This is a genomic window from Paenarthrobacter sp. C1 (assembly GCF_049315185.1).
GTDB classification, from domain to species: domain Bacteria; phylum Actinomycetota; class Actinomycetes; order Actinomycetales; family Micrococcaceae; genus Arthrobacter; species Arthrobacter nicotinovorans.
In genome coordinates this window covers 689,559-716,263 of the sequence record NZ_CP186052.1, presented here as the reverse complement: position 1 = coordinate 716,263, position 26,705 = coordinate 689,559, and the positions used below count along the sequence as shown (strand labels likewise).

Sequence of the window (26,705 nt, the reverse complement as noted above, 5' to 3'; positions counted from 1 at the left end):
CTCCAAGAAAACTGGCCTTGTATTCCATAGCCAGTTTGGAATACTGGTCTTATGGCTCCCTCACTGAATCCCACCGCCCTCCTCCGCCTCCTGGGGCAGTGGAACGCCGGCGTCCTGCCCGCCTACCGCGAGCTCGCCGACGTCGTGCGTTTACTCGTGATGGACGGTCGCATCCCGCTGGACGTCGCGCTGCCCAGCGAGCGGGCGCTGGCCCAGTCGCTGGGCGTCAGCCGCACCACCGTGACGGCCGCGTACGCGAGCCTCCGGGAACAAGGATTCCTCACGGCCGGGCAGGGCAGCCGCGGGCGGACCTGCATCCCCTTCCGCTCGACGCCGGCGAGCATGCCCGGCCTGGCCGCACCGGAGGGTATCCTCGACTTGGCCTACGCCTCCTTGCCCGCGGCGGGTGAAGCAGTACACCGGTCCTTCGCGGAAGCACTCACCGAGCTGCCGGCGCTCCTGCCGGGCTTCGGTTACGACGCCATAGGCGTAGCGGCCCTTCGCGAGGCGATCGCGGACAAATACTCGGCAGAAGGCGTGCCCACCACCCCTGACCAGATCCTTGTCACTTCCGGGGCGCAGCATGCGCTGAACATCGTGCTGCGCACCCTGGCGGGCAAGCAGGACCGGGTCATGGTGGAACACCCCAGCTACCCCAACGCACTGGATGCCATCCGAGCCGCAGGATGCCGGATCCTCCCGGTCGCCTTGCCTGGGGGAACCTCTCCGGCGTGGGACATCGACTCCATGGTGGCTATGATGAACCACCAGCGGCCCGCGATGGCCTACCTCGTTCCGGACTTCCACAACCCGACCGGGCGCATCATGTCCGATCTGCAGCGCCGGCGACTGGCCCGCGCGGCCGCGTCCGCGGGGACGGTGCTGGTTGTTGATGAGACGCTGCGCGGGTTGAACCTCGACGGCGTCCGCACAGCTCCGATGTCCGCCTTCAGTACCGCCGTGGTTTCCATCGGCTCGCTCAGCAAGTCGCATTGGGCGGGCCTGCGGACCGGCTGGATCCGGGCGGACGAGGACCTCGTTGCCCGATTCATAGCGACCCGTACCGTCATGGATCTGGGTGGCCCCGTGGTTGAGCAACTGGCGGCGGCGCGCCTGATCAGGTCGTTCTCCGATCCCCTGGACGCACGCCTCGAGGAGCTGCGCCATAACCGGGAATCACTGTTGCGACTCCTGGGGCAGCAATTGCCCGAGTGGGAGGTGGAAACGCCCAAGGGTGGATTGACTGTTTGGTGCCGGCTGCCGAGTCCATGCAGCACCGCCCTGACGGTATTGGCACCTGACTTCGGAGTGCGCCTGGCCGCCGGTCCGCGCTTCGGCGTGGGAGGCGCGTTCGAGCACTACCTGCGCGTGCCCTACACCTTGCCCCCGGCTCAGTTGGAGATTGCCGTCGGTGCGCTCCGCGCCGCCCAGGACAGGCTCGACGCAACACCCCAGCTCCGCCGCACGCTCAAGACCGGGCCAGCCACCGCCGTCGCGGTCGCCTAGTGGGCCGCGCGGGTTGCTGAACCCATCCGCTGCTTGGCTGTGTTCGTGCCGGGGCCGATGGGAACCTGCGTTGTCGCCTTGGCCAGGCCGAACAGCGGCATGCCGTTGTACACCACTTCGATGCCGGACGCGGGAACCTGGTACGTCTCGTGCCAAACGCCAACGTCGCCGCTGCCCGCGATCTCCTTCATGAACTTCCGCCAGGGCCCAAGGTGGGGCGAGTCCCGGTCCGCCGCGAACCGCCGCAGGTGTTCCGGGCTTTCCCAGTAGCTCAGGATGATGGTGGTGCGCCCAAACCACTGTTCGCTCCCGAGCAGGCCGGCGTCAGGGTTGGTGGCGAGGTGTTGCATCATGGCGGGCATGGCCGAGGCAACCTTGGCTACCTGGCCCATCTTCCACCACTTGTTGGCCCGCATGCCGATGAGGAAGACCGTGACGTCGCTGCGGCCGATGTCCGCGGTGAAGCGGCCGGGAAAGACTTTTTGTGCCATGACATTCCTTCGCTTTGTGGACTCTCAGGTCCGGTTTCATAACAACGTTATGAAACGATGTTATGAAACAATGGAAGGCATGGCAAGACCCATCGTTCATGACCATCTGGTCCAGCAAAGACTCCTGGCCGTCACGGCCGAACTCGTCGACCGCGAGGGCCCCGCCCGCGTCACCCTGCGCGACGTCGCCACGGCAGCGGAAACGTCAACCTCGGCCATCTACTCGCTTTTCGGCGGCAAGGCCCAGCTGCTGCAGGCAGCCATCGACGACGGCTTCCGCTCCTTTGGCGAATCCCAGCGCCAGGCGGCTCCGGGCGGCCTGCTGGACCTTGGCCGGGCTTACCGGACCTGGGCCCTGGACCACCCGGCGCTGTATCGGCTGATGTTCGGCGGCGCGCTGGCGGCTTACGTTGAATGCACTCCGACGCCGGAAGTCGCCTCCGACTCGATGCTTCCCCTGGTGGAGGCGGTCACCTCCGCACAGGAAGCGGGAAGGCTCCGGGCCGGAGACCCTACGGTGGTGGCGATGGCTATCTGGGGCCAGGTCCACGGCCTGGTGGGCCTGGAACTGGCCCGGATGAATGCGCCGGAAACCGACTGGGCCGGCATTTACGAAGCCGCCCTGGAATCGGTGGCCCGCGCCTGGGCCCCCTAGTCCCCGGACAGGGGAACCCAGGCACCCAGGCAGGGGAACCCTACGCGTACACCTTCTCCAGGAAGGCGCCCCAGGTTTTCGCGGTCAGCTCCGCATCTCCGGAACCACTGAAATCGTGCACGGTCATCCCCACCGGGGCCCCGAAAACGTTGCGGCCGAAGAACCGGTACATGGCATCCGCCGTCCGCAGGCCGAGGAAGTTCTCATCAGAGAAGTCCACCTCGCCGCTCAGCCGCCCAACGCCGTCGAGCTCCAGGTCAACAGCAGTCCCGGCAGCGGTGCCGTCGACTCCCAGGGCCTTCTTCAACTGCACGAAACCATCCGGCACCTGCGACGCCGCCGGCGCCTGGATGTCCGTGAACGTGACCGGCTTGCCGTCGAAGTACTGCAGGTACTGGCCCAGGGTGTGCAGGTAGAAGCGGGTGTGCTTGCTGGCGCCGTCGTACTGCTCATCCCAGTTGTCGGCGAAAATCCCGCTGTGGACGTAGTGCAGCTTGGCGCGGCCACCTTCCAACGGCTCCAGAACGTGTTCCAACTGGTTGAACCAGCCGTCGGGGCCCTCCATCCGCGACACCAAATGAGTGGGGTACTCCTCCACCGTTTTCTCCGCGGGCCACTGGTCCGTGGGGAACATCCAGGCCGCTGTGTCGGCAGTGACGGCGTTCCAGACGCGTTCGGGCGTGCCGGGCAGCTCGGTGTCCGCCACGATTTCGAATTTACGGTTGTCAGTCATTGCTTTGGTCCTTATCTGCCGGTTTTTCCGTTTGCGAGGGGGTCTTCAGTGCGGGGTGGAGGACGACGACGAGCCGGTGCTTGCGCCCGCCGCCCGCCACCGCGGCAGCACCGCCGTCGTGGTACTTGTCCACGAGGCGCGTTACCGCCACCCCAAGTTCTTCCGCGAACGCCGCGCGTTCAGCGGCGGAGCGGAAAGTGATTTCGCCGTCGATGGCGAAGCTGGCCAGCTTTTTCCTTGCCAGGGCCGCACCGGAGATGAGCTTGCCCATCTCCTGGACGGTGCGGGAGGCGAGCGCCAACAGCCAGAACGCCGAGAAGCGGTCGGAGAACCGCCGCGGGTCCGGTGCGACGGAAGCCAGGGCAACGGGCGAGATCAGGTAGGAGGCCGCCGTTGCGCGCAGGACCCGTTCCGTGACGTTGCCCTTGCGCCGCTCCTCCACCAGTTCCACCAAGCCGTGGCGCTCCAGGGCTTTGAGGTGGTAGTTCACCTTTTGGCGGGGCAGCCCGACTTTGGCAGCCAGTTGCGTGGCCGACGCCGGCTCGACGAGTTCTTGGAGGATCCGCGTCCGGATGGGGTCCAGCGAAGCTTCTGCCGCCGCCGGGTCCTCAATCACTTCGATGTCCAACATGCTTACAGTATGGCCACCGACAACTTTTATTGTCAAGAACTTTTTTATGTTCGGAAGCTGCATCTGTTGTGGGGCCTCTTCTGCGCGCATTCAGCCACGAATTGGACGCAAAGCAGGCCTCACAACGCAGGCAAAGTAGAATTGCCCGGTGATGCAATCCCCCCTCCCCGTGCGCGACGGCGTGAACGCGACCCGCCTCCGCCTCCCGGACGAGGGGCCCTGGGTCACCGCGATGGACTACATGATGCACCGCTGGGGACACATCGACCCCCAGGGCATCGAGGACCGGTTCGATGCCGGCGAAATCGTGGGCGAAGGCGGCGTACCGCTGACCCGCAGCACCAAGCTGGAGGACCACACCTTCATCTGGTACTACCGCACCCTGCCCCCGGAAACCCGGCTGCCCGTGGAGATCAGCATCCTCCACCAGGACGAGCACATCCTGGTGGTGGACAAACCGCACTTCCTCCCCACCACCCCCGGCGGAACCTACATCCAGGAATCCGCCCTGGTCCGACTGCGGAACCTGCTGGATCTCCCGGACCTCATCCCCATGCACCGGCTGGATCGCATGACTGCCGGTCTGCTCCTGCTCTCCACCAACCCGGAGACGCGCGGCAAGTACCAGGTCCTCTTCGAGAAGCGCCAGGTCCGGAAGGAATACGAGTGCGTGTCCGCCGCGACACCTGCCGCAGGTTTTCCCGCCGTCGAATTTCCCGCCACCGTCCGCAACCGCATGACCAAGTCCCGCAGCTACCTGCTGGCCGAAGTCATCGATGGCGAACCGAACGCGGAAACGCGCATAGAGCAGGTAAGGACGTTCGACGCCGGCCCCCGGCAGCACGCGCTGTACCGGCTGGAGCCGCACACCGGCAAGACACACCAACTGCGGGTACACATGGCTTCGCTCGGATTGGGCATCGTCAATGACGCCTTCTATCCGGACCTGCTGGACAAAGCCCCGGACGACTACAGCAAGCCGCTCCAACTCCTGGCACGCGGCATCACCTTCGTGGACCCCATCACCAAGCAGCCCGTGGAATACCGGAGCCAGCTGGAACTCAGCGAAGCCCACCCCTCTTAAAGCAACCCAGGGTAGCCGGTGTCAGGCGTCGAACACGGACCGGAAGACCGCCGTCGTGTCCTCGGAGAACAGCACGAACTCCACCAACTCCAGCGGACCAGCGGCCGTATCGCGTTCCGCTGACGACGCAAACGACCCGACGGCGTCGGACGCCACCTCGGCAACCTGACGGGCGTCCCATCCATAGATTCCGGCGCTGATCGCAGGGAAGGCGACGGACCGGGCACCAAGTCCGGCCGCCACTTTCAGGCTTTCGCGGAAGCAGGATCCAAGCAATGCCGGATCAGTTTCTCCGGCATGCCGGTTGGGGCCCACCGTGTGGATGACCCAGCGTGCCGGAAGCCGGAAGCCAGGCGTCGCGACAGCCGCGCCAACCCGCAGCCCGTCGGGCAATTCCGCCCGCCTCAGCCCCCGGCACGCATCAAGAAGGTCCGGACCGGCGGCCCGGTGAATGGCCCCATCCACTCCCCCTCCACCGAGCAGCGACGAATTGGCTGCATTGACGATTGCGTCCACTGAACGCGTTGTGATGTCACCGTGCAGGATGTCGATGCGCATGCCCACAGTCTCGCGCCCGCGCGGCGGGGTCGGCAAGTGCGGTACCTTGTGCCCATGGACATCACTGCCCCGGAGACATGGGGATCCGCTATCTACCTGTGGATCGTCCCCATTGTGCTGGGCGATGCCATCTTCCCGCCCATCCCCTCCGAAATGGTGGTCATCACCGGTGGAGCGCTCGCAGCCGATGGACACGCCAACTTCTGGCTGATTCTTTTCCTGGCCGCTTTCGCCTCCTGGCTCGGGGACATGGCGGTCTTCCTGCTGTTCAAACGGCGGATCAGCCATGTACTGGACCGCTGGTCATGGGGCCGGCGGGTCCACCGCGGAATCCACGAGGCCATCGCCAAAGCCGGCCGCTCCTCCACCTACGGCACCATTATCGGCGCGCGCTTCATCCCCGGCGGCCGGCTCGCGACGTCGGCCGCAGCAGGAATTGCCAACGTTTCGGTCCGCGGATTCGGATTGTGTGCAAGCCTGGGCGGAGTCCTGTGGGCTGTGTGGCAGGTGGGTCTGGGCTACTTCACCGGCTCCACCACCAAGCTGCCGTTTTGGGCCAGCTCGCTCATCGGCGTTGGTGTGGGCCTGGTGATCGGCGTGGTTGTTGGCCTGATCGTCACCCGGCGGCGCGGGACCCGCTCCCCCGTGGACGAACCGTTCGACGGCGAAGCTCCCGGCGACGTAGCGCGGCCCGAAGAGGGCCTGCAACCCTAGACAGGCGACCAGCGGCCCCGGTTCCGGCGCAGCACGTACAGGCTGCCGGTCACCGCAACACGCTCGACGGCGTCACGCATCATCGCCGCCGACGTCCGGGCTTCGTCGTTCTCACCCGAATAGTCCCTGGCATCCACCATGAAACGAAGGCTGATCTGCGGGACGCCGCCCACGATATCCAGCTGGTTCGCTTCAACGTGGTGGCGGGTTTCCAAGGCTTCGACCGCTGCGGCCATGACGGACTCCGGAGCGTTGCCCGGTTTGAGGCCAGTGATCTTCAACTTGGTCTGGAACGACGGCATCCCACCACCCTAACGCCCTCCCGTGGCCCGCTTAAGCAGGAATGCTCCCCCACCAGGAAGTGAGGGAGCATTCCGGTCCGGCGGCTGCCTAGCCCGTGTTGCGCAGGCCGGCTGCCACGCCATTGACCGTGATGAGCATGGCCCGCTGAAGCCGCTCGTCGATCTCGGCGCCGGAGACCGACTCCTCGCGCACGCGGCGGAGAAGTTCCACCTGCAGGTAACTGATCGGATCCAGGTACTGGTCGCGGATTTCCAGGGAACGCTTCAGCGTCGGCTGGGCGTCCAGCAACTCCATCTCGCCGGTGAGCCGTTCAACCTCAGCCACGGTGAGTTCGTACTCGTCGCGGATCATGTGGAACAAACGGTGCAGTTCCTCAGGGACCAAGGAGGAAACGTAGTGCCCCGCAATCTCCATGTCCGTCTTGGCCAAGGTCATTTCCACGTTCGAAATAACTGAACGGAAGAAGTGCCAACGGTCCATCATTTCAACGAGTTGTCCGGTGTTCCCGGCCTCGCGCGCAGCCTTCAACCCTGAGCCCACACCGAACCAGCCCGGAACGATCTGCCGGGACTGCGTCCACCCGAAGACCCACGGAATGGCACGGAGCCCGCCAAGTCCTGCCCCGGAATCCGGACGCTTGGAAGGACGTGATCCGATGTTCAGGGACCCCAGCTGCTCCACCGGGGTGGAGGCGAGGAAGTAGGCAGGAAGGTCGGGATCGTCAATGAGCTTGCGGTACCGGGCAAACGCGGCGTCGGAGATGGTCTCCATGACGTTGGCGTAGCGCTCGCGCTCGTCTTCGGAGGTACGCGGAGTGCGGTGGAGCGCCGAACCCTGCATCACCGCCGCCAGGGACAGTTCAAGGTTCTCGCGGGCCAGTTCAGGAAGCGAGTACTTGTCCGAGATGACCTCGCCCTGCTCGGTGAACTTGATCTCTCCTTCGAGCACACCGTTCGGCTGGGCCATGATGGCGTCGTACGTCGGTCCGCCACCACGGCCAACCGAACCGCCGCGGCCGTGGAACAAGCGCACCCGCACGCCATGCTTCGCAGCAATGTCGCGCAGCTTGCGCTGGGTCTTGTGGATCTCCCACTGGCTGGTCATCACGCCGGATTCCTTATTGGAGTCCGAGTACCCGAGCATGACTTCCTGGATGTCGCCGCGGAGGCGGACAAGTTCGCGGTACGAAGGATCGGACAACAGCTGGTCCACGATCTCCGCCGAAGCACGCAGCTCTTCCACGGTTTCCAGCAGCGGAGCAAAACCGATCTTGGCGTGGGGCTTGGCTCCGAAGAGGTCGAACAAACCGGCTTCGCGGGCCAGCACGGCTGCGGCCAGGACGTCGTCCGCCCCGCGGGTCATGGAGATGATGTAGGTTTCCACCACGTCCGGGCCATAGGTGTGCAGTGCTTGGCGGATGCTCCGGAAAACGTCGTACGTGCCATCTGCCGTGCCCTCGAGCTTGATCGGGTGGCCGGAGAGGGGCCGGCGTGACGCGAGCTCCGCACCGAGAAACGCGAACCGTTCCTCGCGGGTCAGCTCGCCGTACGGCTTCTCGGTACCGATGCGGTCCACAAGCTGTCCGACGGCGTCATGGTGGTAGTCGGCGTGCTCACGGATGTCCAGGGTGGCCAGGTGGAGGCCGAAGGCGGCGATGGCCCGGCGAACGCGCGCCAGGGCACCATCGGCCACCAGCCCGGCCGAGTGGTTCCGCAGGGAATCCTCGAGCAAGCCGAACTCTGCCAGCAGCTCGGACGTGGTGGCGTAATCGCGGCCCGGTTGGTGGTGCGTGGAACCGGAAACCCGGCGGCCCGTGTTGATCAGCTTCGCTTTGATGCAGGTCAGCTTGAGCCGGTACGGCTCCTGCGCGTTCAGTTCAAGGATGCGCTTATCCAGGCCCGGCAGGTTCTTCAGGTCCTCGGTGATGGAATCAAGCAGCGCTTGGTCGGCACCGAAAAGGGCCGTGGAGTTGGACAGGACCGAAATGAGCTCATCGATCAGGGCAATGCTGATCCGCACGGCATTCTGGTTCTGGAGCTGCAGGATCTCGCGGGTTACGGCAGCCGTCACATTCGGGTTGCCGTCGCGGTCTCCACCAATCCAGGAACCAAAACGGAGAGGGGCAGCCGCTGCGGGCAGCTTCACGCCGTGTTCCTCGAGGAGCTCGGACAGATCAGTCAGCATCTCCGGCATCGCGTCGGTGAGGATGCTGTTCAGGTAGTAGATGGCATTGCGCGCTTCATCCACGGGAGTGGGGCGCACTTGGCGGAGTTCATCCGTCTGCCACATCTGGTCGATGATTTCGGCAAGCTGGCGGTCCTGGCGGCGCCTCGCCGAGGTGCCTTCCTCCGTAGCTTCGGCCAGGACATCAGAGAGCTTGCGGACCTTGTCCAGCACAGAACGCCGCGAAGCCTCCGTGGGGTGCGCCGTGAAGATGGGACGCACATCGAGTTCATTGATGACGTCCTGGAGAACCTGCGGGCCTGCCTGCCCGGCGATCTCGGACACGGCCTTGGCCAGCCAGCCGTCCTTTTCCTGACGGGTGCGGAGTCCCCGGACGCGGTGCACTTGCTCGGCCGCATTGCTGAGGTGGAAATAGAACGCAAAGGCTCGGACCAGATCCGTCGCCTGGTCCAGTGGCAGGGAGGCGAGCAACTCGCGGACCTGGGCTACGACGTCGTGCGCGCTCCATGGACCCGTCGCATCCGCGCCGCCCCGCGCGGCTTCCTTCGATTCCTTGGTCAGCAGACGCACCTGCTCCACGAGCTGGAGCAATTCCGGACCGTGCTGCCGAACCAGCGACTCCCCCAGAAGAGTCGAAACGCGACGCACGTCGGCCCGCAGTTCTGCAGCGAGGTCGGTGTCTTGATGGGCAGTGTGAACCATGGATACATACCTTCGGGGTCAGGTTTGGCCCGTACACTGCGCTGGATACTGTGAGCCGGATTACTGTTGTTTCCTACGGGATCTTACCCGGCCCCGACCCCAGCAAAGAATGCGTCTCAAAATTTGGCACGGGCTTCTACTCCCGTCCGTAACGCACTATGGCCGGGCTCCGCGACGACCATCGGGTCCCAACCCGGTTGGTTCGAGCTCGTTCCAGCCAGCCTGCCGGACTGCAATCAGTCACACGGCTCCCCGGAGCATCTGCCCGGCCGCGTACTGCCTCATGGCGTGCTCCAGGAGCTCGGGCGCGTAGGCACTGTTGGCACCAAAGCGGGCATTGACTTCCAAAACCACAGGGCGCCCGTCGGGCATTCGACGGATGTCGATGGCAGCGGCGCCCGTGAGCCCCAGCGCCTCAGTCGCTGCCGCTGCCGTCCTGGCCACGTCCGGTGCCATCGACGCTTCCAGTCTCTTGAGCGGGACCACGTTGTCCGAACGCCCGCGGGTGAGCTTGGATTTCTCCAGGACCACCACAAGGGTGTCGTGGTCATGGCCTGCTCCATCTCGGTGAACCATTGACGCGTATCCGGTTCCGGAGGCACAGCGTTGAACAAGCCAGGAGTCATCCAGGGAACGCCAAAACCGTTCGGCGTTCCGGCCGCCGTCGCTGTGTCTTTTCAACACCCGCGCCTCCCGGCCACCACGCGAAACCCTTGGCTTCACCACCAGGCATCCGCCCATCCTGGCCATGGCCTCGTTAACGGAGCTGAAGTCCCCCGGCAACCCGAAATCGGGAACTCCCACCCCCGCGGTGGCAAGGCATCCCATCGTCAGGTATTTGTCGTTGGCGATGGACATCGGAGCCGGATCGGCGATCAGCACCTCCACCCCTGGCGCGAAGCCTTCCCGGGCAACCGAGGCGGTGAGCAGCTCCGCATTCACCGTAGGGATGACCAACTCGATCCCGTGGGCCGCCACGAGTCCGCGCAGCTCCCACAAATACGCCGGTGCGTCGACTGGCGAAACCACCGCCAAAGCATCTGCCGCCCAAGCGTGGATCCGCCGCATGTCAACGCCCAAAACCCAGTGTCCTTGGTCCCGCAACTGACGGGACAAAGAAAGCCCGGCTGAACCGCCAACGCCTGTTACCAGCACCCGCACCATCGCAACTCCCCTCAGTACTCGCAGGCAAAGTTGGCCGGCGTGAGCCCCGTGCCGCTGAGGGAGTACCTGAGCACTCCACCGGTATTGGGCACTTTGGGGGCAGAATTCAGATGGAAATGGAGGTCGCTCCTCTGAACCGAATCCGTCACACAGGACACGGCATTGGAACCTGCCCCGGAACATGACCAACCAGCAGGCGCCGCAACTGACTGCGGTTGGATCAAGTCGCCATTGTCCAGCGCAATAACAACCCTGCCGTTTCCGAGGGCTTCGGTTCCTGACGCGGTGAAAGCGATATCCCAGCGTGAAACGCTGGAAGTCCTTGCCCCGTTGCGATCGGTCGTAGTGACCCATTTCGCTGAACCGGTGACGGCCGCCAAGGACGTCGAAGGCGGCTTGGGCGCGGGGACAGCAGGCGGCGTCGGGACGGGGACGGGCGTAGCCACCGGTTCAGGAGGAGTGACGGGCACCGGTTGCTCTTCCACGGGAGCAGGGGCAGGTGTGGGCGCGGTAGTGGGCGCACTAGTAGCAGCAGGAGGGGGCGGGGATGGCCAGGGGCTGGGCTCCGCATGCACCGTGCTGGTTTCAATGGCCATGGGCTCCACGGGGTCATGGGGTGAGATGAGGTCGACGATTCCCGCTGCACCGAGGACCAATCCGACAGCGGCAGCGGTGGTGAGGGCCAAGACGGCCGGCTGCGCGAGGGCGGGGACGGCAAGGAAACCCTTGACCGGCAGAATCCCGCCCAGTACCCCAAGCCCGGCACCCTTTGCCACCCACGCTGCCAACGGTATGCCCGTGATCAGGGGCAGAAGCACGGCACGCATGGTTCCTTGGACATCTTTCAACTCAGCGAGAGCTGCCGTACATTCTGCACAGCCACGCAAGTGCTCGCGGACTTTGGCCTCTGCCCCGCTGGAAAGGCCTCCCCGAATGAAATAGCCGAGCTTCGTCACGAAGTCCGTGCAGTTGCCATCAGCTTTTTCGGCAAGGTGGAACTGCAGGTACTGTCTCCGCAGACCTTCACGGGCTCGTACAGCCAAAGCGGAAACGGCGTTGGCCGACACTCCCAGTATTGGCGCAACAGCCGCCGGTTTCATGCGTTCAACGTCCAGGTACCACAGGACTGCCTGCCACCGTTCCGGCAATGAGCGGAACGCCCGGGCCACCGTGCTCGACTCGAAAGCCTGGACGGCGGCATCGGGCTCGGCCATGGTCTGGTCCAGCACCGAATCATCCCCGCTGGGAACAACCCTGCTGCTCTTACGATTCTGCTGATGCGACAACCGGGTCACCGTGGACAACAGATATGCCCGGAAGAATGTGTCCGGGCCTTTGCCGGCCACCAGGCTCTGAAGAACTGATTGGAAGGCCTCGGCCACGACATCTTCAGCATCGCTCGGATTGTCCACATTGCGCTTGGCAACGGTGGAGGCAATGGCTACGTGCCGCTCATACAGGTGGTTAAAGGCCGACATATCCCCGCTGCGGACCAGCTCAATCAGATGTCCATCGTCGTTGACTCCGCGGTTTGATTTGTTGCTCGAGCGTGACCGCCGTGCCATCTAAGCGCCCCCAAAACGTAATGAACCCTGCCCATACATATGAAGTGGGGGTCGCCCGGGAGTCGTGACGCGAATTTGTCCACAATGTTTACCAACGATCTCTTGGAGCTGTTTCGTCACGAAACGCCCGAAAAGTGCACTGCTCGAATATGACATCGTTCCGCACAAAATCACTGGGCGAATGCACCTTTGCGCGGCACCTTCTGCTGCGCAGATGGCAGAGCACCAGCTATCAGGCCGGCTGGCGTTTCCGCTCGGATTGGTTTCAGCCGGAGGTCCGCTCCGTGGTGACTTCCCTCGCCACAAGCGCGGCGGTTCCGGCAACCTCAGCCAAATCCCTGGGCGCCGCCAGGGCGAGGAACGGCGTGAGCATCGGCGAGACCATGACGGATTTCAGGGCACTTTTTACTGCGGCCAAACAATCCTTGGACATCGATGCCCTCCAATCATTGGCAGAAGGCTGGGCGGAAGTTGCTGAGACGGCCCCGCCCATTTCCTGCACCGACGTGTACACGGGCCTGGCCAGCAAAGCCCATTTTCAGCGACGCATCCATGAAGTGTCCGGGATCGCCACTGAATGCCAGGGGGCACACGCACTGGCCGTCATCTCGGTTCCCGGCCCGCAGGAAACCCGCAGTCATTGCTGGACGTTGCTGGCCCTCATAGGGGAGGTCGTCAAGGCGCAACTGGGTGGAACAGGCGCCACAGCCATGTACCTGGACTCCGCGGTCCATGTTCTCTTTCCGCTCAGTGAAGGCAACCTCGCCCGGGTGATGAAATGCAGAACAGCCATGGAGGAGGTCGGTGACGGCGCCCTCAGGCCGTCGCGCATCAAGTTCTATCCACTGGCAGGAGGGACGGCGGCAGTATCAACGGCCGCCCCCTCCAAAGCCCCGGTGGTCTCTTTCTTCGAATCGAACTAAGACCCGGGTTCCATCGCGTCATGAAATGCGCGGTACGGCCACTCACCCTCTGATGGATCGTTCCCGGGCTCTCCGGGGATCGACCATCAAACGCGGCTCGCGCTGGCATGGGTTGGGGGCCAGCGCGAGCCGTTCCAACGCCGTGCGCCGGCGACAGGAATTCGGGGAATGCCGCAGCCCGGTGCATGGTTGAGGAAAGTGCACCAACGCACCACCGCCAGCCAAGGAGAGCCATGAGTTCATCTGCCACAGCAACCGACCCGCGGATCGCCCGATGGGAGCGGTTCCGTGAGGGCCGTAACTCAGCGCTTGCCACAGGGCATGGCTGGCTGACCCTGACCTCCTTCCAGTGGCTGGCCGAAGAACCGTCCGAGGTCGAGCTCGCGCCCGGGCTCTGGTCCACTGACGGAACAACAGCATTCCTGACTGCCAGCGCCGCAGACGGCCTCACATTGGTGGCCAGCGGTGAAAAGGTGGACGGCACCATCAGCGCGGTCTTGGAAGACGAAGAATCCCTGATGTGGGTCCAGTACGGAGGCGCAGACGGCAAGCAGGTAGTGGTTGAGCTGGCCATGCGTGCCGACAAGTACGCCATCCGGACCCGGGATGACGCATCTCCGGTCCTGACAGAGTTCACGGGCGTGCCGACCTACGACTACAACCCTGACTGGGTGGTCACTGGCCGCTTCGAGCCGTATGAAGAACCCCAGGACGTCCCCATCGGAACGGCCAACCCCCTGGTGGACGGCGTACACCGTTCCGTGGGCGAGGTTGTTTTCCATGTCCCCGGCATCGGGCACGGGATCCGGCTCCATGCCGAGGCGGAGAAGCTCGGCGCGCTCAACGTCACGTTCCACGATGAAACCAATGGCGACACAACGGACGAGTGGCGCAAGGTCTTCATTCCCCGGCCCCGGCCTGACGGCTCGGTGGTGATCGATTTCAACCGTGCCATCAACTACCCCAGCGCCTTCACTCCATACGGCACCTGCCCCATGCCCGTCCGGGGAAATTCGATCGATGTCCGGGTGGAGGCCGGTGAGAAGGTTCCCCAGGCCTAGGCAGCCACGGCTCCGGCCTGGGCCTAGGCGATAGCGGAAACGCCGGTCACGGCGCGGCCAACGATCAGCGAGTTGATTTCATAGGAGCCTTCGTAGGTGTAGATTGCCTCGGCGTCAGCGAAGATCTTGGCCATCCGGTAATCGGTGACGATCCCGTTCCCGCCCAGGATGGAACGGCCCCGCGCCACGGTTTCGCGCATCCGCGCACTGCAGTAGGCCTTCGCGAGCGCCACTTGGGCCATATCCGCACCACCGTGCCGGAGACCCTGCGCGTCAGTGAAGATATCCTCCTGCAGTTGGGCTATGCGGACCATCATCCCCATACTGGCCACCGCGTTACCGAGCATTTCCACCAGGTGCTGCTGGATGAGCTGGAACCTGGCCAGCGGCTTTCCAAACTGCAAGCGCTCGACGGCGTACTGCCGGGCGACGTCGAAGGCGGCCAACTGCTGGCCTACCGCCTGCCAGGCGACCATGATGCGGGAGCCGCGCAGAAGGTGGTTGGTGTCGGCAAAGCTGCTGATGCCTGAGAACCTGTCTGCCTCGGCCACTTCCACGTCCCTGAAGACGATGTCGGCGTTCTGCACGGTCCGGAGTGCGATTTTGTTCTCGATCCGGCTCCTGGTGATGCCGGGCAACGAAGCGTCCACGATGAATGCCCGCACGGCTCCGTCGGCTTCGTCCTTGGCCCATACCAGCATGTAATCGCAGAACGTCCCGTTGCCGATCCAGCGCTTGGCGCCGTTGAGCACCCAGTAGTCGCCGCCGTCGGACGCTGGGCGTGCCACGCGGCGGACCGTGGTTTCCATGCCACCGGCGACGTCGGAACCGTGGTCCGGTTCGGTGAGCGCAAAGGCGCCTGTGGTGCGGAGGTTCGAGGCGTCGTCGAGGTAGCGGTCCTGCTGGGAGTCGCTGCCGAAGTCGTACAGGGACTCGACGAAGAGATCGTGGTGGACCATGAAGAAGGTGGCGATCGAGGTGTCGACGCGCGTCATCTCCGCGATGACCAGGCCGGCGAAAAGATGGGTATACCCCCGCTGGGCCGGCGCGCTTAGCCGCAGCGCGGCTAGTTTCGGCAGGATATGCTCCGGAAATTCCGCTTTCTCCCACCATTGCCCGGCGTACGGCGCGATCTCGGAGGCGAGAAACGCCCGGAGTTCGTTGAGTTTCCGCTGTTCCTGGACGCTCAGGAGCGACTCGAAGTCGAAGAAGTCCGCTGTGGGAAGATCCGCTGCTGACGCCTGGGTGCCACCTGAGGATCCCGCCGTTACCGGTGTGCCGCTGTAGTCGCCCATCATTTGATGCCCATCCGGATGGCCCCATCCAGGCGGATGGTTTCACCGTTCAACATGGCGTTTTCCACGATGTGCGCGGCCAGGTTGGCGTATTCGGCAGCCCGGCCCAGGCGTGCGGGGTGCGGGACCTGCTGGCCCAGCGAGTCCTGGGCCGCTTGGGGAAGTCCGGCCATCATGGGTGTTTCAAAGATGCCCGGGGCAATGGTGTCCACCCGAATCAGCGAGCGCGCCAGCTCGCGCGCCAGCGGCAGCGTCATGGCAGCCACCGCTCCCTTGGAGGCGGCGTAGGCGGGCTGGCCGATCTGGCCTTCGAAGGCCGCCACGGATGCGGTGTTGATGATGACGCCGCGTTCGGGACCGCCCAGCCCGGTGGTCACCGGTTCTGTTTCCACCATGGCAGCAGCTGCCAGCCGGATCACGTTGAACGTGCCGATGAGGTTTATTTGGATCACTTTGTTGAAGGTCTCCAAGGGCAGGACGCCGTCCCGGCCGAGGACCTTTCCCGGCGTTGCGATACCGGCGCAGTTGACCACGATGCGCAGCGGCCCCAGTGATGTCGCCGCGTCCACGGCGGCCTGGACCTGGGCCTCGTTGGTGACGTCCGCAGGAGCGAAGACCGCCTTGCCTCCGCTGCTCCCGGCGTTAAGTTCCGCCGCGTAGGCCTCGCCTGCGGACTGGGGCAGGTCCACCAGAACCACTGATGCTCCGGCGTCGAACAGGCGCTTTGCGGTGGCAGCGCCCAAACCTGAAGCTCCTCCAGTGACCAGTGCCACCGTGCCGTTGATGTCCATCCATCCTCCTTGATGCAGAACCCAAATCCGTTAATGCATGTTAACTGGAATTGTGAGCCAGTGCACACCCGGTCCCCGGATAGGCTGTTCCCATGCCCGTGCACGATGCCCTCGACAACCAACCGCTCCCCACCCCGGATGATGCCGATTGGGCCGGCCGCGCCGACCAGGCAGCCCGTTCCGTGACCGGCAGCTTCGGGCGGCGGCTGCTCTTCCTGCCCGGCACGCACATCGGCGCCATCAGGATCCCGGGGAACACGCTCCGCAGCCTGCTGGGCCCCTGGCACTACTGGTGGCAGGCGCACTATGTGGATTGCCTGGTGGACACGGGTCGCCGGGAGCTCGCCAGGAAAACAAGGTTCGACGGCGGCTCCCGCCCGAGCGCCGGAAGGCTCGCTTCCCGGCTGGTCACCACTATCCGGCTTAGGAACCTGTTCAGGTTCGAGAACCACTACTACGACGACATGGCATGGCTCGCCCTCTCAACGCTCAGGCTCGAAAGGCTCGCGGAGGAGACCCGGAAGCCGGGGCGCCGACGCAACGCTTACGTCCAAAAACGGTTGACGCTGCAGTTCGATTCTGCGTCCACTGATGACCTGGGCGGCGGGACGTTCTGGAGTACCAAGAGGGACTTCAAGAACACTCCTGCTACCGCACCCGTGGCCCTGTATTTCGCCCGGACCGGCCGCCGCGAGCGGGCACAGGCCCTGGTGGGATGGCTCAATTCCAGGCTGCTTCATCCCGAACGCGGCGTTTATCAGGACGGGATCCGGATCAGGAACGGTGAACCCGTCCTGGAGGAAGCCGTGTACACCTACAACCAAGGCCCGGTTCTTGGGGCGCTGCTGGAACTCGGCGGCCCGGACAACCTTGAACGGGCAGCGCAGCTGGTGGCGGCCGTTGACCGGGAGTTGACGGTTCCCGGCACCCGGGTGATCCGAGGCGATGGAACCGGCGACGGCGGCCTGTTCACCGGGATCCTGGTCCGCTACCTCGCTTTGGCGGGACGGGACGAACGGCTTCCCCTGGAGGCGCGCACGGTTGCCCGCGAACTGGTCCTCGCCACCGCCGGGGCCTTTTGGACAGGCCGCCGTGAAGCACCGGAATTGGTGCGCGGCACGCCGACAGGACACACTCCGTTGCTTTTCTCCCCCAACCCCCTGAGTCCGGCGACCGAGACCTATCCGGCGGGTGCCGGCGTCGAGCTTTCCACCCAACTGCAGGCCTGGATGACTTTCGAGGCCGCCGCCACGCTTTAGCCGGCGGGTTTCGGGGGTGTTGCCGGCTGTTTCTTCTGCGGATAAGGCGTTTCGTGGCGGGACAGCATCTCCACGAACCCGGCGATTTTGCGCGCCCGGGTATCGGCCCGCTTGACCAGGTTGGTGCGGTGGATCAGGGCGAAGCGGTTCTGGGACGTGAGGACGTCGAACATGGCCTGCGCTTCGGGCACTTCAGCGATGGCAGCGGCGAGGTCGTCCGGAACCACGGAGTCGGCAGGGCCGGCGTAGGCAGCCTCCCAGCGGCCGTCGGCTTTCGCAGCGTCGACGGCGGCGCGGCCGGCGTCGGTCATCCTGCCCTCGGCTTCGAGCCGGGCAATATGGCCCACATTCCGCGCGGACCAGATGCTGCGGCGACCCCGCGGGGTCATGCGCTGGAAGTAGCTTTCGGCGTCCCGGCTCCTGGACTGCCCGTCGATCCAACCGAAACACAGGGCCTCGTCCAGGGCGGCGTCGTAGTCCAGTTCCGTGACGTTGCCGCCCTTTTTGTGCAGGATCAACCACACGCCAGGGCTCTCTGCTGCGTGTTCAGCCAGCCAGGCGCGCCAGGCCGTGCCGTCTTTGACTACCAATTCCTCAAGCTCAATGGGCATGGTCCCATTCTGCTGGTGAAACGGCGGGACCCGATACGGGCACGCGGAATAGGCTTGGAACGACGCCCAGAACCTGGAGGACCAATGTTGCGCGCACGCCCCATCCATTACACGTCCCGTCCGGAACAGTGGTCCGTACTCATGCGGGCCCTGGGTTTGGTGGTGACCGTCGAGGACGGTGACTGGTTGGAGTTCGACGCCGGTTCCGGGCGCGTCGCCCTGGGGCGTGTGGAGCACGGACACCCCCTGGATGGCAGCACGGTCTTCAGCGTCGAGGCAGGAGACCTGGAAGAGTTCGCGCGGCGTACCGACGACGACGGCACGCAGGCCGAAGTCCACCATGGCCCCGACGGGCCTGCCGTCCGGATCTCCTCGGACGACGGATTCGAGTTCTTCGCCTTCCCGGCCACGCGTGCCGCTGATGGCTTCTGGGCCACGTCCGCCGACGCTGATCCCGCCCTCACTGTCGTGGCGACCTGGGTCAGCCCGCTGGTGGCCCTGGCCGCCGTCGACCTCCGGAACATCGGCGCACGCCCACGCGCCGACGACGACGAATCGGCCTCCTTCACCACAAAGAACGGCGGCGTCCTGCGGGTAATCCACGGCGCGGACAGCACCAACGGCGACCTCGCGTTCGAATACGACGGCGACCTGGAATCCTTGCTGGGACGGCTGAAGGCAGCGGACATCGAGGCGAGGATCAGCGAGGACGTCCTGTACGTGGCCAATCCGGATGCCGTGGGCGGTTCCGCGCCGGCGTCGATTGCGGTGGAGAAGGCCCCCGGCTCCCATCCGTAATACAGCCGAGAGCGTAACGGCCCCGGCAACCGGAATGCCTCCACGGAACTTCGGCCGGGGATGCGGTAGAACTTAACCATGAGCGTACGTACACCGGACCCGTATCCAGGCTGGCTTTCTGATGAGGACCTCTTCGAAGCCCGCGGCCGCCTCCCCATGGTCTACGTGGAGGCCGTCCCCGTCCGGCTGGATCCGCTCGGATACGTGAACGAGGTTGGCACGCTCCTCCAGGGCGACGCCGATGGCAACATGGTGCGCTACCTCGTCTCCGGCCGCGTCCTTTACCGCGAAACCATCCGCGCGGCGCTTCTACGGCACATGGAAAAGGACCTCGGCCCCCTGGCCTTCCCCCAGCTGCCCATCAGCCCCGTTCCCTTCACGGTGGCCGAATACTTCCCGGCGCCGTCCCAGACAGGCTTCACGGACGACCGCCAGCACGCCGTCTCCCTGGCCTATGTCATCCCGGTAACCGGAGAGTGCGATCCGCGCCAGGACGCCCTGGAACTGACCTGGATGACGCCCCAGGAAGTGCTGAGCGAGAACGTCCAGCAGGAATTCGACGGCGGCCGGGGCAACCTCGTGCGGCAGGCTTTGGCATTCTCGGGCGTGATCCTCTAGCGGGTCCCGGCCCCGGGAGCAGCGCGTCTTTGTAGACTGGACGGCGGACCCCAAGAGAACCAAAGGACTTCCGATGACTCACAGCCCAGCCACACAGCAGTACAGAGAGAAGCAGGCTGGGGACCTGCGGCCCGGGGACTTTGTGTTCCCACCCGGTGACGGGCCGGCCCAGGAAATCGTCAGTATCGACGTCGAAAACGATGACTACGGCGTTGCCGCTTTGCTGCGCCTGGCAATGGACGACGGCGGCACGGTGCGGATCGCTGTCGGGTCCAGTGTTCCTGTGGGTGACGGGGCTCCGGCCGACTCAGGCGCGGACGCCGGCGACGCCGGCACCGCCGACTCGCCCGGGCCCGACTCCGGCACCACGGATTCCAGCACCTCCTCCGAAGCCGACGCCGATGCTCCCGCCGGACCCGCCGTCGTCGTGCCTCCACGCCCGGAAACGCCGCCCGCCTACACCGGACCGAGTGCTGAAGAACTCGCGCTCATTCCCGAACCCGAAGGAACCCCGGAAGCTGTGGTGAGCGCCGCCGCGGCCAACCACAAGGGCAAAAACGGCGTGCAAGTGCTCGCAGACCGGCTCGCGAAGGGCATCAACACCAAATCCGGAAGCTGCCTCCGGGACCTCAGCAACCTCGCATTCGATCTGTGCATTGTGCTGCGCGATCCGGACCACGCTTTGGAGGTCGCGGACCTGCTGAACGTTCTGCCGTTCGATGGAAACCTGGACCGGTGGGCGTCGATCGAGCGTGCTTTGGCGTTGTCCAGTTTCATCTGCCGCGAGGCCGGCCAGCCTGAACGCGCCGCCGTCTACGAGAAGCTGCTCCGGGCACCGGAGTCCCAGGAAGAGGACCCGTTCAAGGCCCGGATCAACGCCAGGGTGCGGCAGCGCTCGCTCAACGAACCCAACCTTTATGACAAGGAAATCTTCCGCGCGATCGACAACGGCAACCACGAAGCCGAACGCGAATGGCGCTTCCTGCGCCTCGAAGCGCTGATGTTCCTGCGCGCCCACGGCGGGTCCAAGACCATTGGCGAGGACGAGCTGGCCCGAAGGATCGCAAACGAACTGGAATCGGTCCGCGCCTAAGCCGTTTTCCGGGAAATTCAAGACCTGTTATGTGGGCGCCAACGGCGGTAGATTCGGGGCCATGACGAACAATCTGAGCGTTGTGGTTAATGCCGATGCGCAGCAGGTTTGGAACATGCTGCGCGAACCGTCGTTGGTTGCCCAATGGCACGGTTGGGAAGCCGACGATCTCGCCGACGAAATCAAGCAAATCTACTTCAACACGGACGTTGTGGAAGGACCCGATCACACCAGCCTCACCGTCAACGGCGGGGACATCTTTGAACTGCACCCCGTCTCCGGCGGCACGGAAGTAAGAATCACCAGGGTCGCCCTTGACCACGATTCCGAATGGGCTGACTGGGACGAGGACATCACGCAAGGCTGGCTCACGTTCCTGCACCAGCTGCGCTTCGCCCTGGAGCGGCACCCGCACGGGCACCGGCGGACGCACTTCGTCTCGCTGCCGGGCAAAGGCGGCCCCGCGATCGAGAAGCTGGGGCTCGGAGATTTGCCGCCCGTTGGGGAGGAGTACTCACTCACTCTCGCGACGGGTGAGAAGATCTCCGGCAAGGTCTGGTTCAAGAGCCGGCACCAGGTTGGCCTCACCGTCCACAGCTACGCCGAGCACGGAGATGGGCTTTTGATCGTCGCCGAGCAGCTGCCAATTCCGGAGAAAAGGCCCGACGGCGGCTCCATGGTGATTGCCTCCACGTACGATCTGGGGGCCCACACCTTGGCGGACATCCGGTCGTCGTGGGACAACTGGAAAGCTGAAAACTACGGGTCGTAGCCTTACCCGGGCAGGTTACCCACGGTAAAGCTGGCACACTTGGTAGCGTGCCAGCTTCAGTTCCTGCTCCTGCTTCTTCCCCTGCGCTGCCCGGTTTGTCCGACCGGCAATCCGAGTTCTCCTTCTCGGTGGGCACGCGCCTGACTGAGACGTGCTCGCCGTCGGACGCTCAAGTAGACGCCAACGGCGGCGCCTTCCTGGGCCGCACCGGGACCATCACCACGCCGCACGGGACCATCCAGACGCCCGCGTTCATCGCCGTCGGGACCAAAGCCACCGTCAAAGCGGTGCTGCCTGAGTCCATCGCCGAGCTCGGCGCCCAGGCCGTCCTTGCCAACGCCTACCACCTGTACCTGCAGCCCGGCCCCGAAATCCTCGACGCCGCCGGCGGGCTGGGCGCGTTCATGAACTGGTCCGGGCCCACCTTCACCGACTCCGGCGGATTCCAGGTGATGAGCCTGGGTTCGGGGTTCAAGAAGGTCATCGACATGAAGAACGTGGATTCTTCCGGCCCCGATGACGCCGTGGCTCCCGGCAAGGAGCGGCTGGCGCACATTGACGATGACGGTGTCTGGTTCAAGTCGCACCTGAACGGGGACCGGCACCGCTTCTCCCCCGAGATCTCCATGCAGGTCCAGCACCAGATCGGCGCGGACATCATGTTCGCCTTTGACGAGCTCACCACGCTGCAAAATTCGCGGGCGTACCAGGAAGAGTCACTGGAGCGGACCCGTTTGTGGGCGCTGCGGTGTTTGGAAGAGCACGCTTCACTGACCGCTTCCCGCGTGGGCAAGCCGTACCAGGCACTGTTCGGCGTGATCCAGGGCGCCCAGTATGAGGACCTTCGCCGCAAGGCTTGCCAGGACCTCGGTGCCATGCCCTTCGACGGCTACGGAATCGGCGGTGCGCTGGAGAAGGAAAACCTGGGCACGATCGTCCGCTGGTGCAACGAGGAACTTCCCGAGGACAAGCCGCGGCACCTGCTGGGCATCTCCGAGCCGGACGACATCTTTACGGCCATCGAGAACGGCGCCGACACGTTCGACTGCGTCTCCCCCACCCGCGTGGCCCGGAACTCCGCGTTCTACACTCCGTTCGGGCGCTTCAACTTGTCGGGAGCCCGCTACAAGACGGACTTCGGACCCCTCCAGGACGGCTGTGACTGCTACACGTGCGTGAATTACTCCCGCGCGTACATCCACCACCTGTTCAAGGCCAAGGAAATGATCTCGGCAACGCTGATCTCCATCCACAACGAGCGGTTCGTGGTGAAGATGGTGGACGATGCCCGCCTTGCCATCGAATCCGGGGACTTCTTTGAGTTCAAGGCCGAGACGCTGGGGCGCTACTACTCGTAGACCGGGGTTGCGCTCGCTCCCGGCCCGACGCCCGCTGGCGCGCTCCCGCTGGCGCGCCCGCCCCGAGATCGCGGGTCCGGCGCCAAATCGCTGGAGCTGAGCCGCGACCTCGCACAGCTCCCGCGTCGTCGGCATGACTACAGCGATCTCAAGCGTTTTCCACATAGCGGCAGCAGGGGCTGTCTTGGGGCGGACGCGCAGCCAAGGCTGGTTACATGAGCCAGAAACTTACGCCGACCCTCCCCCAACTGGGAACACTGTGGCGCACACAGCAACTCAACGAACTGGGACTTGGTTCACGCGCAATCGCCGGATTGGTCCGGAGGGGTGAGCTTCTCCGTGTACGCAGGGGATGCTACGTCCGAAAGGCGGCGTGGGACAAACAGCCCGTCGATGCCCGTGGTAAACAACTGATTCACGCGCATGCTCACGGAACGCTCGTCACGTCCAAAGGGGACTTCGTCTACAGCCATACTTCCGCGGCCCGCCTGCACGGCTTGTTCCTATGGAACGTGGACCAGCTGATCCATGTCATTCTTCCCACCAACCCCTCCAGCGGGCGGCTTGGCAAGGACGTCCGCGGCCACAGGCTGCGGTTGCCGGCCTCCCAGATCGTCACCGTGGAGTACCTACCCGTAACGGACCTGGAACGAACGGTGGTGGACTGTGCCATGACCCTGAGCTACCCGCAGGCCCTGATCATCATGGATCATGCGCTTCGGCTCGGAGCCGACAGGCTTCTCATGATGGCGTGCGCCGGTGCCTCAACGGGACGCCGAGGAGTCACGACCCTGCGGAGATGCTTGGCCAATGCTGACCCCGCCTCCGAATCCGCAGGTGAGACGCTGTGCCGTGATCTCCTCCAGCGGCTCAAGTTGCCGATGCCCGAGTCGCAGGTAGAGGTGCAAAGCCGGGTCGGCCGCTACCGGATGGACTTTGCGTGGAAGAAGGAGAAGGTGGCCCTGGAGTTCGACGGAGAGGTGAAGTACTTCAAGTACGCCCGTACGGATCGTGTGATCTTCGAGGAACGACGCCGGGAGAAAGCACTCGTCGAGGACGGCTGGTTCTTTATCCGGGTGGAGTGGCGGGACCTGTTTCAGGAGCAGGAGTTCAAAGCGCGCGTCCTGAAAGCCCTCCGTCGGTGAGTTCAACGCCGGCCGCGAGGACCGCCGTCGTGCTGGTTCGCGAGATCGCCTGGACTGTGCGGGAAGCGGGATCTGTGCGAGATCGCCGCTCGTGTCCGGCGATCTCGCGCAGCCCCAGCGTCCGCAGCGCTGTTCCGGCGAACTCAGCTAACTCCGTAGCTCGGCTCGCGCTTCTTGATCCAGCCGACAACCAGCACGGTGACCGGCACGAACAGGAACTCCACGGCGGTCTTGTAGACGAAGCCCACCAGGACATAGTTGACGAACGAGCCGGCGTCGGTGATGCCGATGACCGACGCCGCGATGCTGCAGAAAATCAGGGTGTCCACGAACTCGCCCACCACCGAGGAGCCCATGAGGCGTGCCCACAGGCTCTTCTCACCCGTGCGTGCCTTCATCTTCACAAGGATCCACGAGTTGATGGTCTGGCCGGCCAGGAAGGCAAGCAGCGACGCGAGCACGATCTGCGGCACGGGGCCGAGTGCGCCCTCGATGGCGGCCTGCTTGGCGGTTCCGTAGTCGTCGTTGAAGCCGGGAAGAATGATGATCACCCAGTAGCAGAGGGATGCGAACACCGAGAGGGCAAAGGAAGTGATGATGGCCTTGCGTGCCACTTTGAAGCCGTAGACCTCGCTCATGACATCGCCCAGGATGTAGGCCAGCGGGAACAGGAAGAACCCGCCATCGGTGATGATCGGTCCGAGCACCACACCCTTCGAGGCGCCGATATTGGACAGGATCAGCACCACGGCCATGACGGCAAGCATGATGCCGAAGTACGGTGATCCGATCGAGGCGAAGCGGGGTGCAGGCTTGCTCAGCGTGCTGGAGCCGGAGGGCGAGGGCATGGGTCATCCATTTCGTAGTGGTTCGCGCAGGCATCCTGTTCCGAGGAGCCCCGCTGTATTAGCACTGGGGTGGTGGGGCATGCAGCCGGCACCTCCACCATTCTCCCACCCCCTTCAACCAAACCCTCCCTCACACCCCACCCCCTTCATCTTTTGAACACGTTCAAGAATGTGCCATACTCATTTCTGAACACGTTCAAAATTTCCGTGAGGAGCACTGCATGGCCGCGAAAAGTGAGCAGACCCGCCAACTGGTGGCCGACGTCGCGCTGAAGATGTTCCGCGAGGTCGGCTTTGAAAAAACCACCATGCGCGCCATCGCCCAGGAAGCCGGTGTGTCGGTCGGCAATGCGTACTACTACTTCGCATCCAAGGATGAACTGGTCCAAGAGCTATACATCCAGGTACAGGATGAGCATGCAGTTGCCGCAGCGCAGGCACTCGAAAATGTCCAAGACCTCGCGGGCCGGCTCAAGGCGGTCCTCCACACCGGAATCGATGTCATGGCGCCGTATCACCAATTCGGTTCCGACTTCATCTCAACGGCCATCCGGCCGACGTCGCCTGTCAACCCGTTCGGCGAGGCGTCCACCGCCGCCCGCGACGCTTCGCTCGCGATCTTCCGTTCCGCCGTCGAGGGCTCCTCCCCCGCGGTCGCTAAGAAACTGCGCGCCGATCTGCCCGAACTGCTATGGCTGGCATACATGGGCGTCGCGTTGTTCTGGGTTTACGACAAATCCGCGGGCCAACGCCGCACGCGAAAACTGATCGACGGTGCGGCACCGCTGGTGGCTCGTGGATTGTCGCTCGCGAAAATTCCCGGAGTGAGCAAGGTGTTTGACGACGTCCTGGGACTCGTGCGTAGTGTGAAGGAGGACTCGTGATGACCCGGACCGTGGTGATCGCGGGCGCGAGCGGCTTCATCGGCAGCTACTTCCGACGGCGGTTTGCTGATGCCGGATGGCAGGTGCGGACGGTTGGACGCGGCCCTTCGTCTGACGCGCAATGGAACGACGACGGCGCCATCACCAAGGCGCTGGACGGCACGGAACTGCTGGTGAACCTCGCCGGACGATCCGTGAACTGCCGCTATGACGAGCGCCACCGTCAGGAAATCCTGGACTCCAGGGTTCTGACCACACGGGCCTTGGGCCGGGCCGTTGCTGCATGTGACGAGCCGCCCAGGACATGGATCAACTCAAGTACCGGCACCATTTATCGGCATGCCGAGGACCGTCCGCAGTCAGAGATCGCAGGCGAACTGGGCAGCGGGTTTTCCGTGGACGTTGCCCGGGCATGGGAAGACGAGTTGGCGTCGGCTGTTGTGCCGGAGACCCGGAAGATTCCGCTCAGGATTGCGATCGTGCTGGGTCCCGGCGGCGGGATCATGACTCCTTTCCGGAACCTTGCGCGGCTGGGTTTGGGTGGGCACATGGGGCCCGGAACGCAGAAGTTCAGCTGGATCCATGTGGAGGACCTGTTCCGGACAGTGTTGTTTCTCCACGCCAGGCCTGAACTGAGCGGCCCGGTCAATGCAGCATCGCCCTACACCGTGGACAATCGGGAGCTGATGGCACTGGTTCGGCGGAGCCTTGGTATTGCGTTTGGCGTCCCGACGCCGTCGTGGCTGCTCGAGGCTGGCTCTGTTCTCATTCGGACCCAGACCGAGCTGGTGCTGAAGAGCCGGTGGGTGGAGCCCCGGAAACTGCTCGACGCGGGGTTCGCATTTGAATACCCATCGTTGGCCGGTGCGCTCAACGAGATCGCCACAGGGCGCCCCAAACCCTCACTCACGTAACCACCCCATCCGCCCAACCCTCACTCACGTAACCACCCCATCCGC

The 26,705-nt window shown here is 64.5% G+C and carries 27 protein-coding genes; 15 read left to right on the top strand and 12 right to left on the bottom strand.

All coding sequences use genetic code 11. From position 1 onward, the window contains the following. Positions 1 to 51: 51 nt before the first annotated feature. Positions 52 to 1,506: a PLP-dependent aminotransferase family protein gene (locus ACNAOU_RS03545; RefSeq protein ID WP_422758026.1), complete on the top strand. Its 1,455-nt coding sequence runs from the start codon at positions 52 to 54 to the stop codon at positions 1,504 to 1,506. Here ACNAOU_RS03545 and ACNAOU_RS03540 read toward each other — a convergent pair. Next, on the bottom strand, positions 1,503 to 1,997 hold the full coding sequence (locus ACNAOU_RS03540) for a DUF4188 domain-containing protein (RefSeq protein WP_018777998.1): 495 nt from the start codon (positions 1,995 to 1,997) through the stop codon (positions 1,503 to 1,505). The genes ACNAOU_RS03545 and ACNAOU_RS03540 overlap by 4 nt on opposite strands. Positions 1,998 to 2,076: 79 nt before the next feature. On the opposite strand from ACNAOU_RS03540, the gene ACNAOU_RS03535 reads away from it, so the two are divergent. Further along, complete coding sequence (locus ACNAOU_RS03535) at positions 2,077 to 2,652, top strand: TetR/AcrR family transcriptional regulator (protein ID WP_231949127.1); 576 nt, start codon at positions 2,077 to 2,079, stop codon at positions 2,650 to 2,652. A gap of 40 nt (positions 2,653 to 2,692) precedes the next feature. On the opposite strand, the gene ACNAOU_RS03530 is transcribed toward ACNAOU_RS03535, so the two are convergent. Further along, entirely contained in the window at positions 2,693 to 3,385 is a 693-nt protein-coding gene (locus ACNAOU_RS03530; RefSeq protein ID WP_055976859.1) for an SRPBCC family protein, read from the bottom strand. Next, positions 3,378 to 4,016 carry an ArsR/SmtB family transcription factor gene (locus tag ACNAOU_RS03525; protein WP_055977153.1) on the bottom strand — a complete coding sequence of 213 codons (639 nt, stop codon included), beginning with the start codon at positions 4,014 to 4,016 and terminating at the stop codon, positions 3,378 to 3,380. Before ACNAOU_RS03525 ends, ACNAOU_RS03530 begins: the two co-directional genes overlap by 8 nt. 151 nt (positions 4,017 to 4,167) lie before the next feature. On the opposite strand from ACNAOU_RS03525, the gene ACNAOU_RS03520 reads away from it, so the two are divergent. Beyond that, positions 4,168 to 5,100, top strand: coding sequence for an RluA family pseudouridine synthase (locus ACNAOU_RS03520; RefSeq protein ID WP_039239687.1), 933 nt, complete (start codon positions 4,168 to 4,170; stop codon positions 5,098 to 5,100). Positions 5,101 to 5,121: 21 nt separating this feature from the next. Here the strand turns inward: ACNAOU_RS03520 and ACNAOU_RS03515 are convergent, their stop codons facing one another. Beyond that, positions 5,122 to 5,658 carry an O-acetyl-ADP-ribose deacetylase gene (locus tag ACNAOU_RS03515; protein ID WP_422758025.1) on the bottom strand — a complete coding sequence of 179 codons (537 nt, stop codon included), beginning with the start codon at positions 5,656 to 5,658 and terminating at the stop codon, positions 5,122 to 5,124. A gap of 54 nt (positions 5,659 to 5,712) precedes the next feature. On the opposite strand from ACNAOU_RS03515, the gene ACNAOU_RS03510 reads away from it, so the two are divergent. Further along, a complete protein-coding gene (locus ACNAOU_RS03510; protein ID WP_422758023.1) occupies positions 5,713 to 6,372 on the top strand; it encodes a DedA family protein in 660 nt (219 codons plus the stop codon). Here the strand turns inward: ACNAOU_RS03510 and ACNAOU_RS03505 are convergent. From ACNAOU_RS03505 to ACNAOU_RS03490, 4 genes are all read right to left on the bottom strand, one after another. Beyond that, positions 6,369 to 6,674 (bottom strand): hypothetical protein, encoded by a 306-nt coding sequence (locus ACNAOU_RS03505; protein WP_018778005.1) that lies wholly within the window; start codon positions 6,672 to 6,674, stop codon positions 6,369 to 6,371. The genes ACNAOU_RS03510 and ACNAOU_RS03505 overlap by 4 nt on opposite strands. 88 nt (positions 6,675 to 6,762) lie before the next feature. Beyond that, positions 6,763 to 9,561: a phosphoenolpyruvate carboxylase gene (ppc, locus tag ACNAOU_RS03500; RefSeq protein ID WP_422758022.1), complete on the bottom strand. Its 2,799-nt coding sequence runs from the start codon at positions 9,559 to 9,561 to the stop codon at positions 6,763 to 6,765. 240 nt (positions 9,562 to 9,801) lie between these two features. Beyond that, positions 9,802 to 10,641, bottom strand: a complete 840-nt coding sequence (locus tag ACNAOU_RS03495) for an ATP-grasp domain-containing protein (protein ID WP_422758021.1) — start codon at positions 10,639 to 10,641, stop codon at positions 9,802 to 9,804. Between the two features lie 95 nt (positions 10,642 to 10,736). Further along, positions 10,737 to 12,290, bottom strand: a complete 1,554-nt coding sequence (locus ACNAOU_RS03490; protein WP_422758019.1) for a sigma-70 family RNA polymerase sigma factor — start codon at positions 12,288 to 12,290, stop codon at positions 10,737 to 10,739. Between the two features lie 149 nt (positions 12,291 to 12,439). On the opposite strand from ACNAOU_RS03490, the gene ACNAOU_RS03485 reads away from it, so the two are divergent. After that, positions 12,440 to 13,213, top strand: coding sequence for a hypothetical protein (locus ACNAOU_RS03485; protein WP_018778009.1), 774 nt, complete (start codon positions 12,440 to 12,442; stop codon positions 13,211 to 13,213). Between the two features lie 233 nt (positions 13,214 to 13,446). Beyond that, positions 13,447 to 14,274 (top strand): DUF1684 domain-containing protein, encoded by an 828-nt coding sequence (locus ACNAOU_RS03480; protein WP_422758018.1) that lies wholly within the window; start codon positions 13,447 to 13,449, stop codon positions 14,272 to 14,274. Positions 14,275 to 14,297: 23 nt separating this feature from the next. Here the strand turns inward: ACNAOU_RS03480 and ACNAOU_RS03475 are convergent, their stop codons facing one another. Then, entirely contained in the window at positions 14,298 to 15,569 is a 1,272-nt protein-coding gene (locus tag ACNAOU_RS03475; protein WP_422758658.1) for an acyl-CoA dehydrogenase family protein, read from the bottom strand. Next, positions 15,569 to 16,360, bottom strand: coding sequence for an SDR family NAD(P)-dependent oxidoreductase (locus tag ACNAOU_RS03470; RefSeq protein WP_018778012.1), 792 nt, complete (start codon positions 16,358 to 16,360; stop codon positions 15,569 to 15,571). Before ACNAOU_RS03470 ends, ACNAOU_RS03475 begins: the two co-directional genes overlap by 1 nt. Positions 16,361 to 16,452: 92 nt before the next feature. On the opposite strand from ACNAOU_RS03470, the gene ACNAOU_RS03465 reads away from it, so the two are divergent. Beyond that, positions 16,453 to 17,619: a glycoside hydrolase family 76 protein gene (locus tag ACNAOU_RS03465; protein WP_055976879.1), complete on the top strand. Its 1,167-nt coding sequence runs from the start codon at positions 16,453 to 16,455 to the stop codon at positions 17,617 to 17,619. Here the strand turns inward: ACNAOU_RS03465 and ACNAOU_RS03460 are convergent. Then, on the bottom strand, positions 17,616 to 18,230 hold the full coding sequence (locus ACNAOU_RS03460; protein WP_055976883.1) for a YdeI/OmpD-associated family protein: 615 nt from the start codon (positions 18,228 to 18,230) through the stop codon (positions 17,616 to 17,618). The two genes, ACNAOU_RS03465 and ACNAOU_RS03460, sit on opposite strands and share 4 nt — an antisense overlap. 84 nt (positions 18,231 to 18,314) lie before the next feature. On the opposite strand from ACNAOU_RS03460, the gene ACNAOU_RS03455 reads away from it, so the two are divergent. The 6 genes from ACNAOU_RS03455 (at position 18,315) to ACNAOU_RS03430 (ending at position 24,014) form a co-directional block, all read left to right on the top strand. After that, a complete protein-coding gene (locus ACNAOU_RS03455; RefSeq protein WP_422758017.1) occupies positions 18,315 to 19,028 on the top strand; it encodes a hypothetical protein in 714 nt (237 codons plus the stop codon). A 78-nt stretch (positions 19,029 to 19,106) separates the two neighbouring features. After that, complete coding sequence (locus ACNAOU_RS03450; protein ID WP_018778016.1) at positions 19,107 to 19,646, top strand: NUDIX hydrolase family protein; 540 nt, start codon at positions 19,107 to 19,109, stop codon at positions 19,644 to 19,646. 73 nt (positions 19,647 to 19,719) lie between these two features. Continuing rightward, positions 19,720 to 20,739: a DUF6707 family protein gene (locus tag ACNAOU_RS03445; RefSeq protein ID WP_422758016.1), complete on the top strand. Its 1,020-nt coding sequence runs from the start codon at positions 19,720 to 19,722 to the stop codon at positions 20,737 to 20,739. A gap of 61 nt (positions 20,740 to 20,800) precedes the next feature. Next, entirely contained in the window at positions 20,801 to 21,511 is a 711-nt protein-coding gene (locus tag ACNAOU_RS03440; protein ID WP_055976891.1) for an SRPBCC family protein, read from the top strand. A gap of 47 nt (positions 21,512 to 21,558) precedes the next feature. Next, positions 21,559 to 22,869, top strand: a complete 1,311-nt coding sequence (gene tgt / locus ACNAOU_RS03435; protein ID WP_039239673.1) for a tRNA guanosine(34) transglycosylase Tgt — start codon at positions 21,559 to 21,561, stop codon at positions 22,867 to 22,869. A gap of 215 nt (positions 22,870 to 23,084) precedes the next feature. Continuing rightward, on the top strand, positions 23,085 to 24,014 hold the full coding sequence (locus ACNAOU_RS03430) for a type IV toxin-antitoxin system AbiEi family antitoxin domain-containing protein (protein ID WP_422758015.1): 930 nt from the start codon (positions 23,085 to 23,087) through the stop codon (positions 24,012 to 24,014). Positions 24,015 to 24,157: 143 nt separating this feature from the next. Here ACNAOU_RS03430 and ACNAOU_RS03425 read toward each other — a convergent pair whose 3' ends face one another. Then, a complete protein-coding gene (locus ACNAOU_RS03425; RefSeq protein WP_018778021.1) occupies positions 24,158 to 24,862 on the bottom strand; it encodes a queuosine precursor transporter in 705 nt (234 codons plus the stop codon). Positions 24,863 to 25,083: 221 nt separating this feature from the next. On the opposite strand from ACNAOU_RS03425, the gene ACNAOU_RS03420 reads away from it, so the two are divergent. Beyond that, a complete protein-coding gene (locus tag ACNAOU_RS03420) occupies positions 25,084 to 25,746 on the top strand; it encodes a TetR/AcrR family transcriptional regulator (RefSeq protein WP_018778022.1) in 663 nt (220 codons plus the stop codon). Next, positions 25,746 to 26,660: a TIGR01777 family oxidoreductase gene (locus ACNAOU_RS03415; RefSeq protein ID WP_422758014.1), complete on the top strand. Its 915-nt coding sequence runs from the start codon at positions 25,746 to 25,748 to the stop codon at positions 26,658 to 26,660. Before ACNAOU_RS03420 ends, ACNAOU_RS03415 begins: the two co-directional genes overlap by 1 nt. Positions 26,661 to 26,705 lie beyond the last annotated feature (45 nt).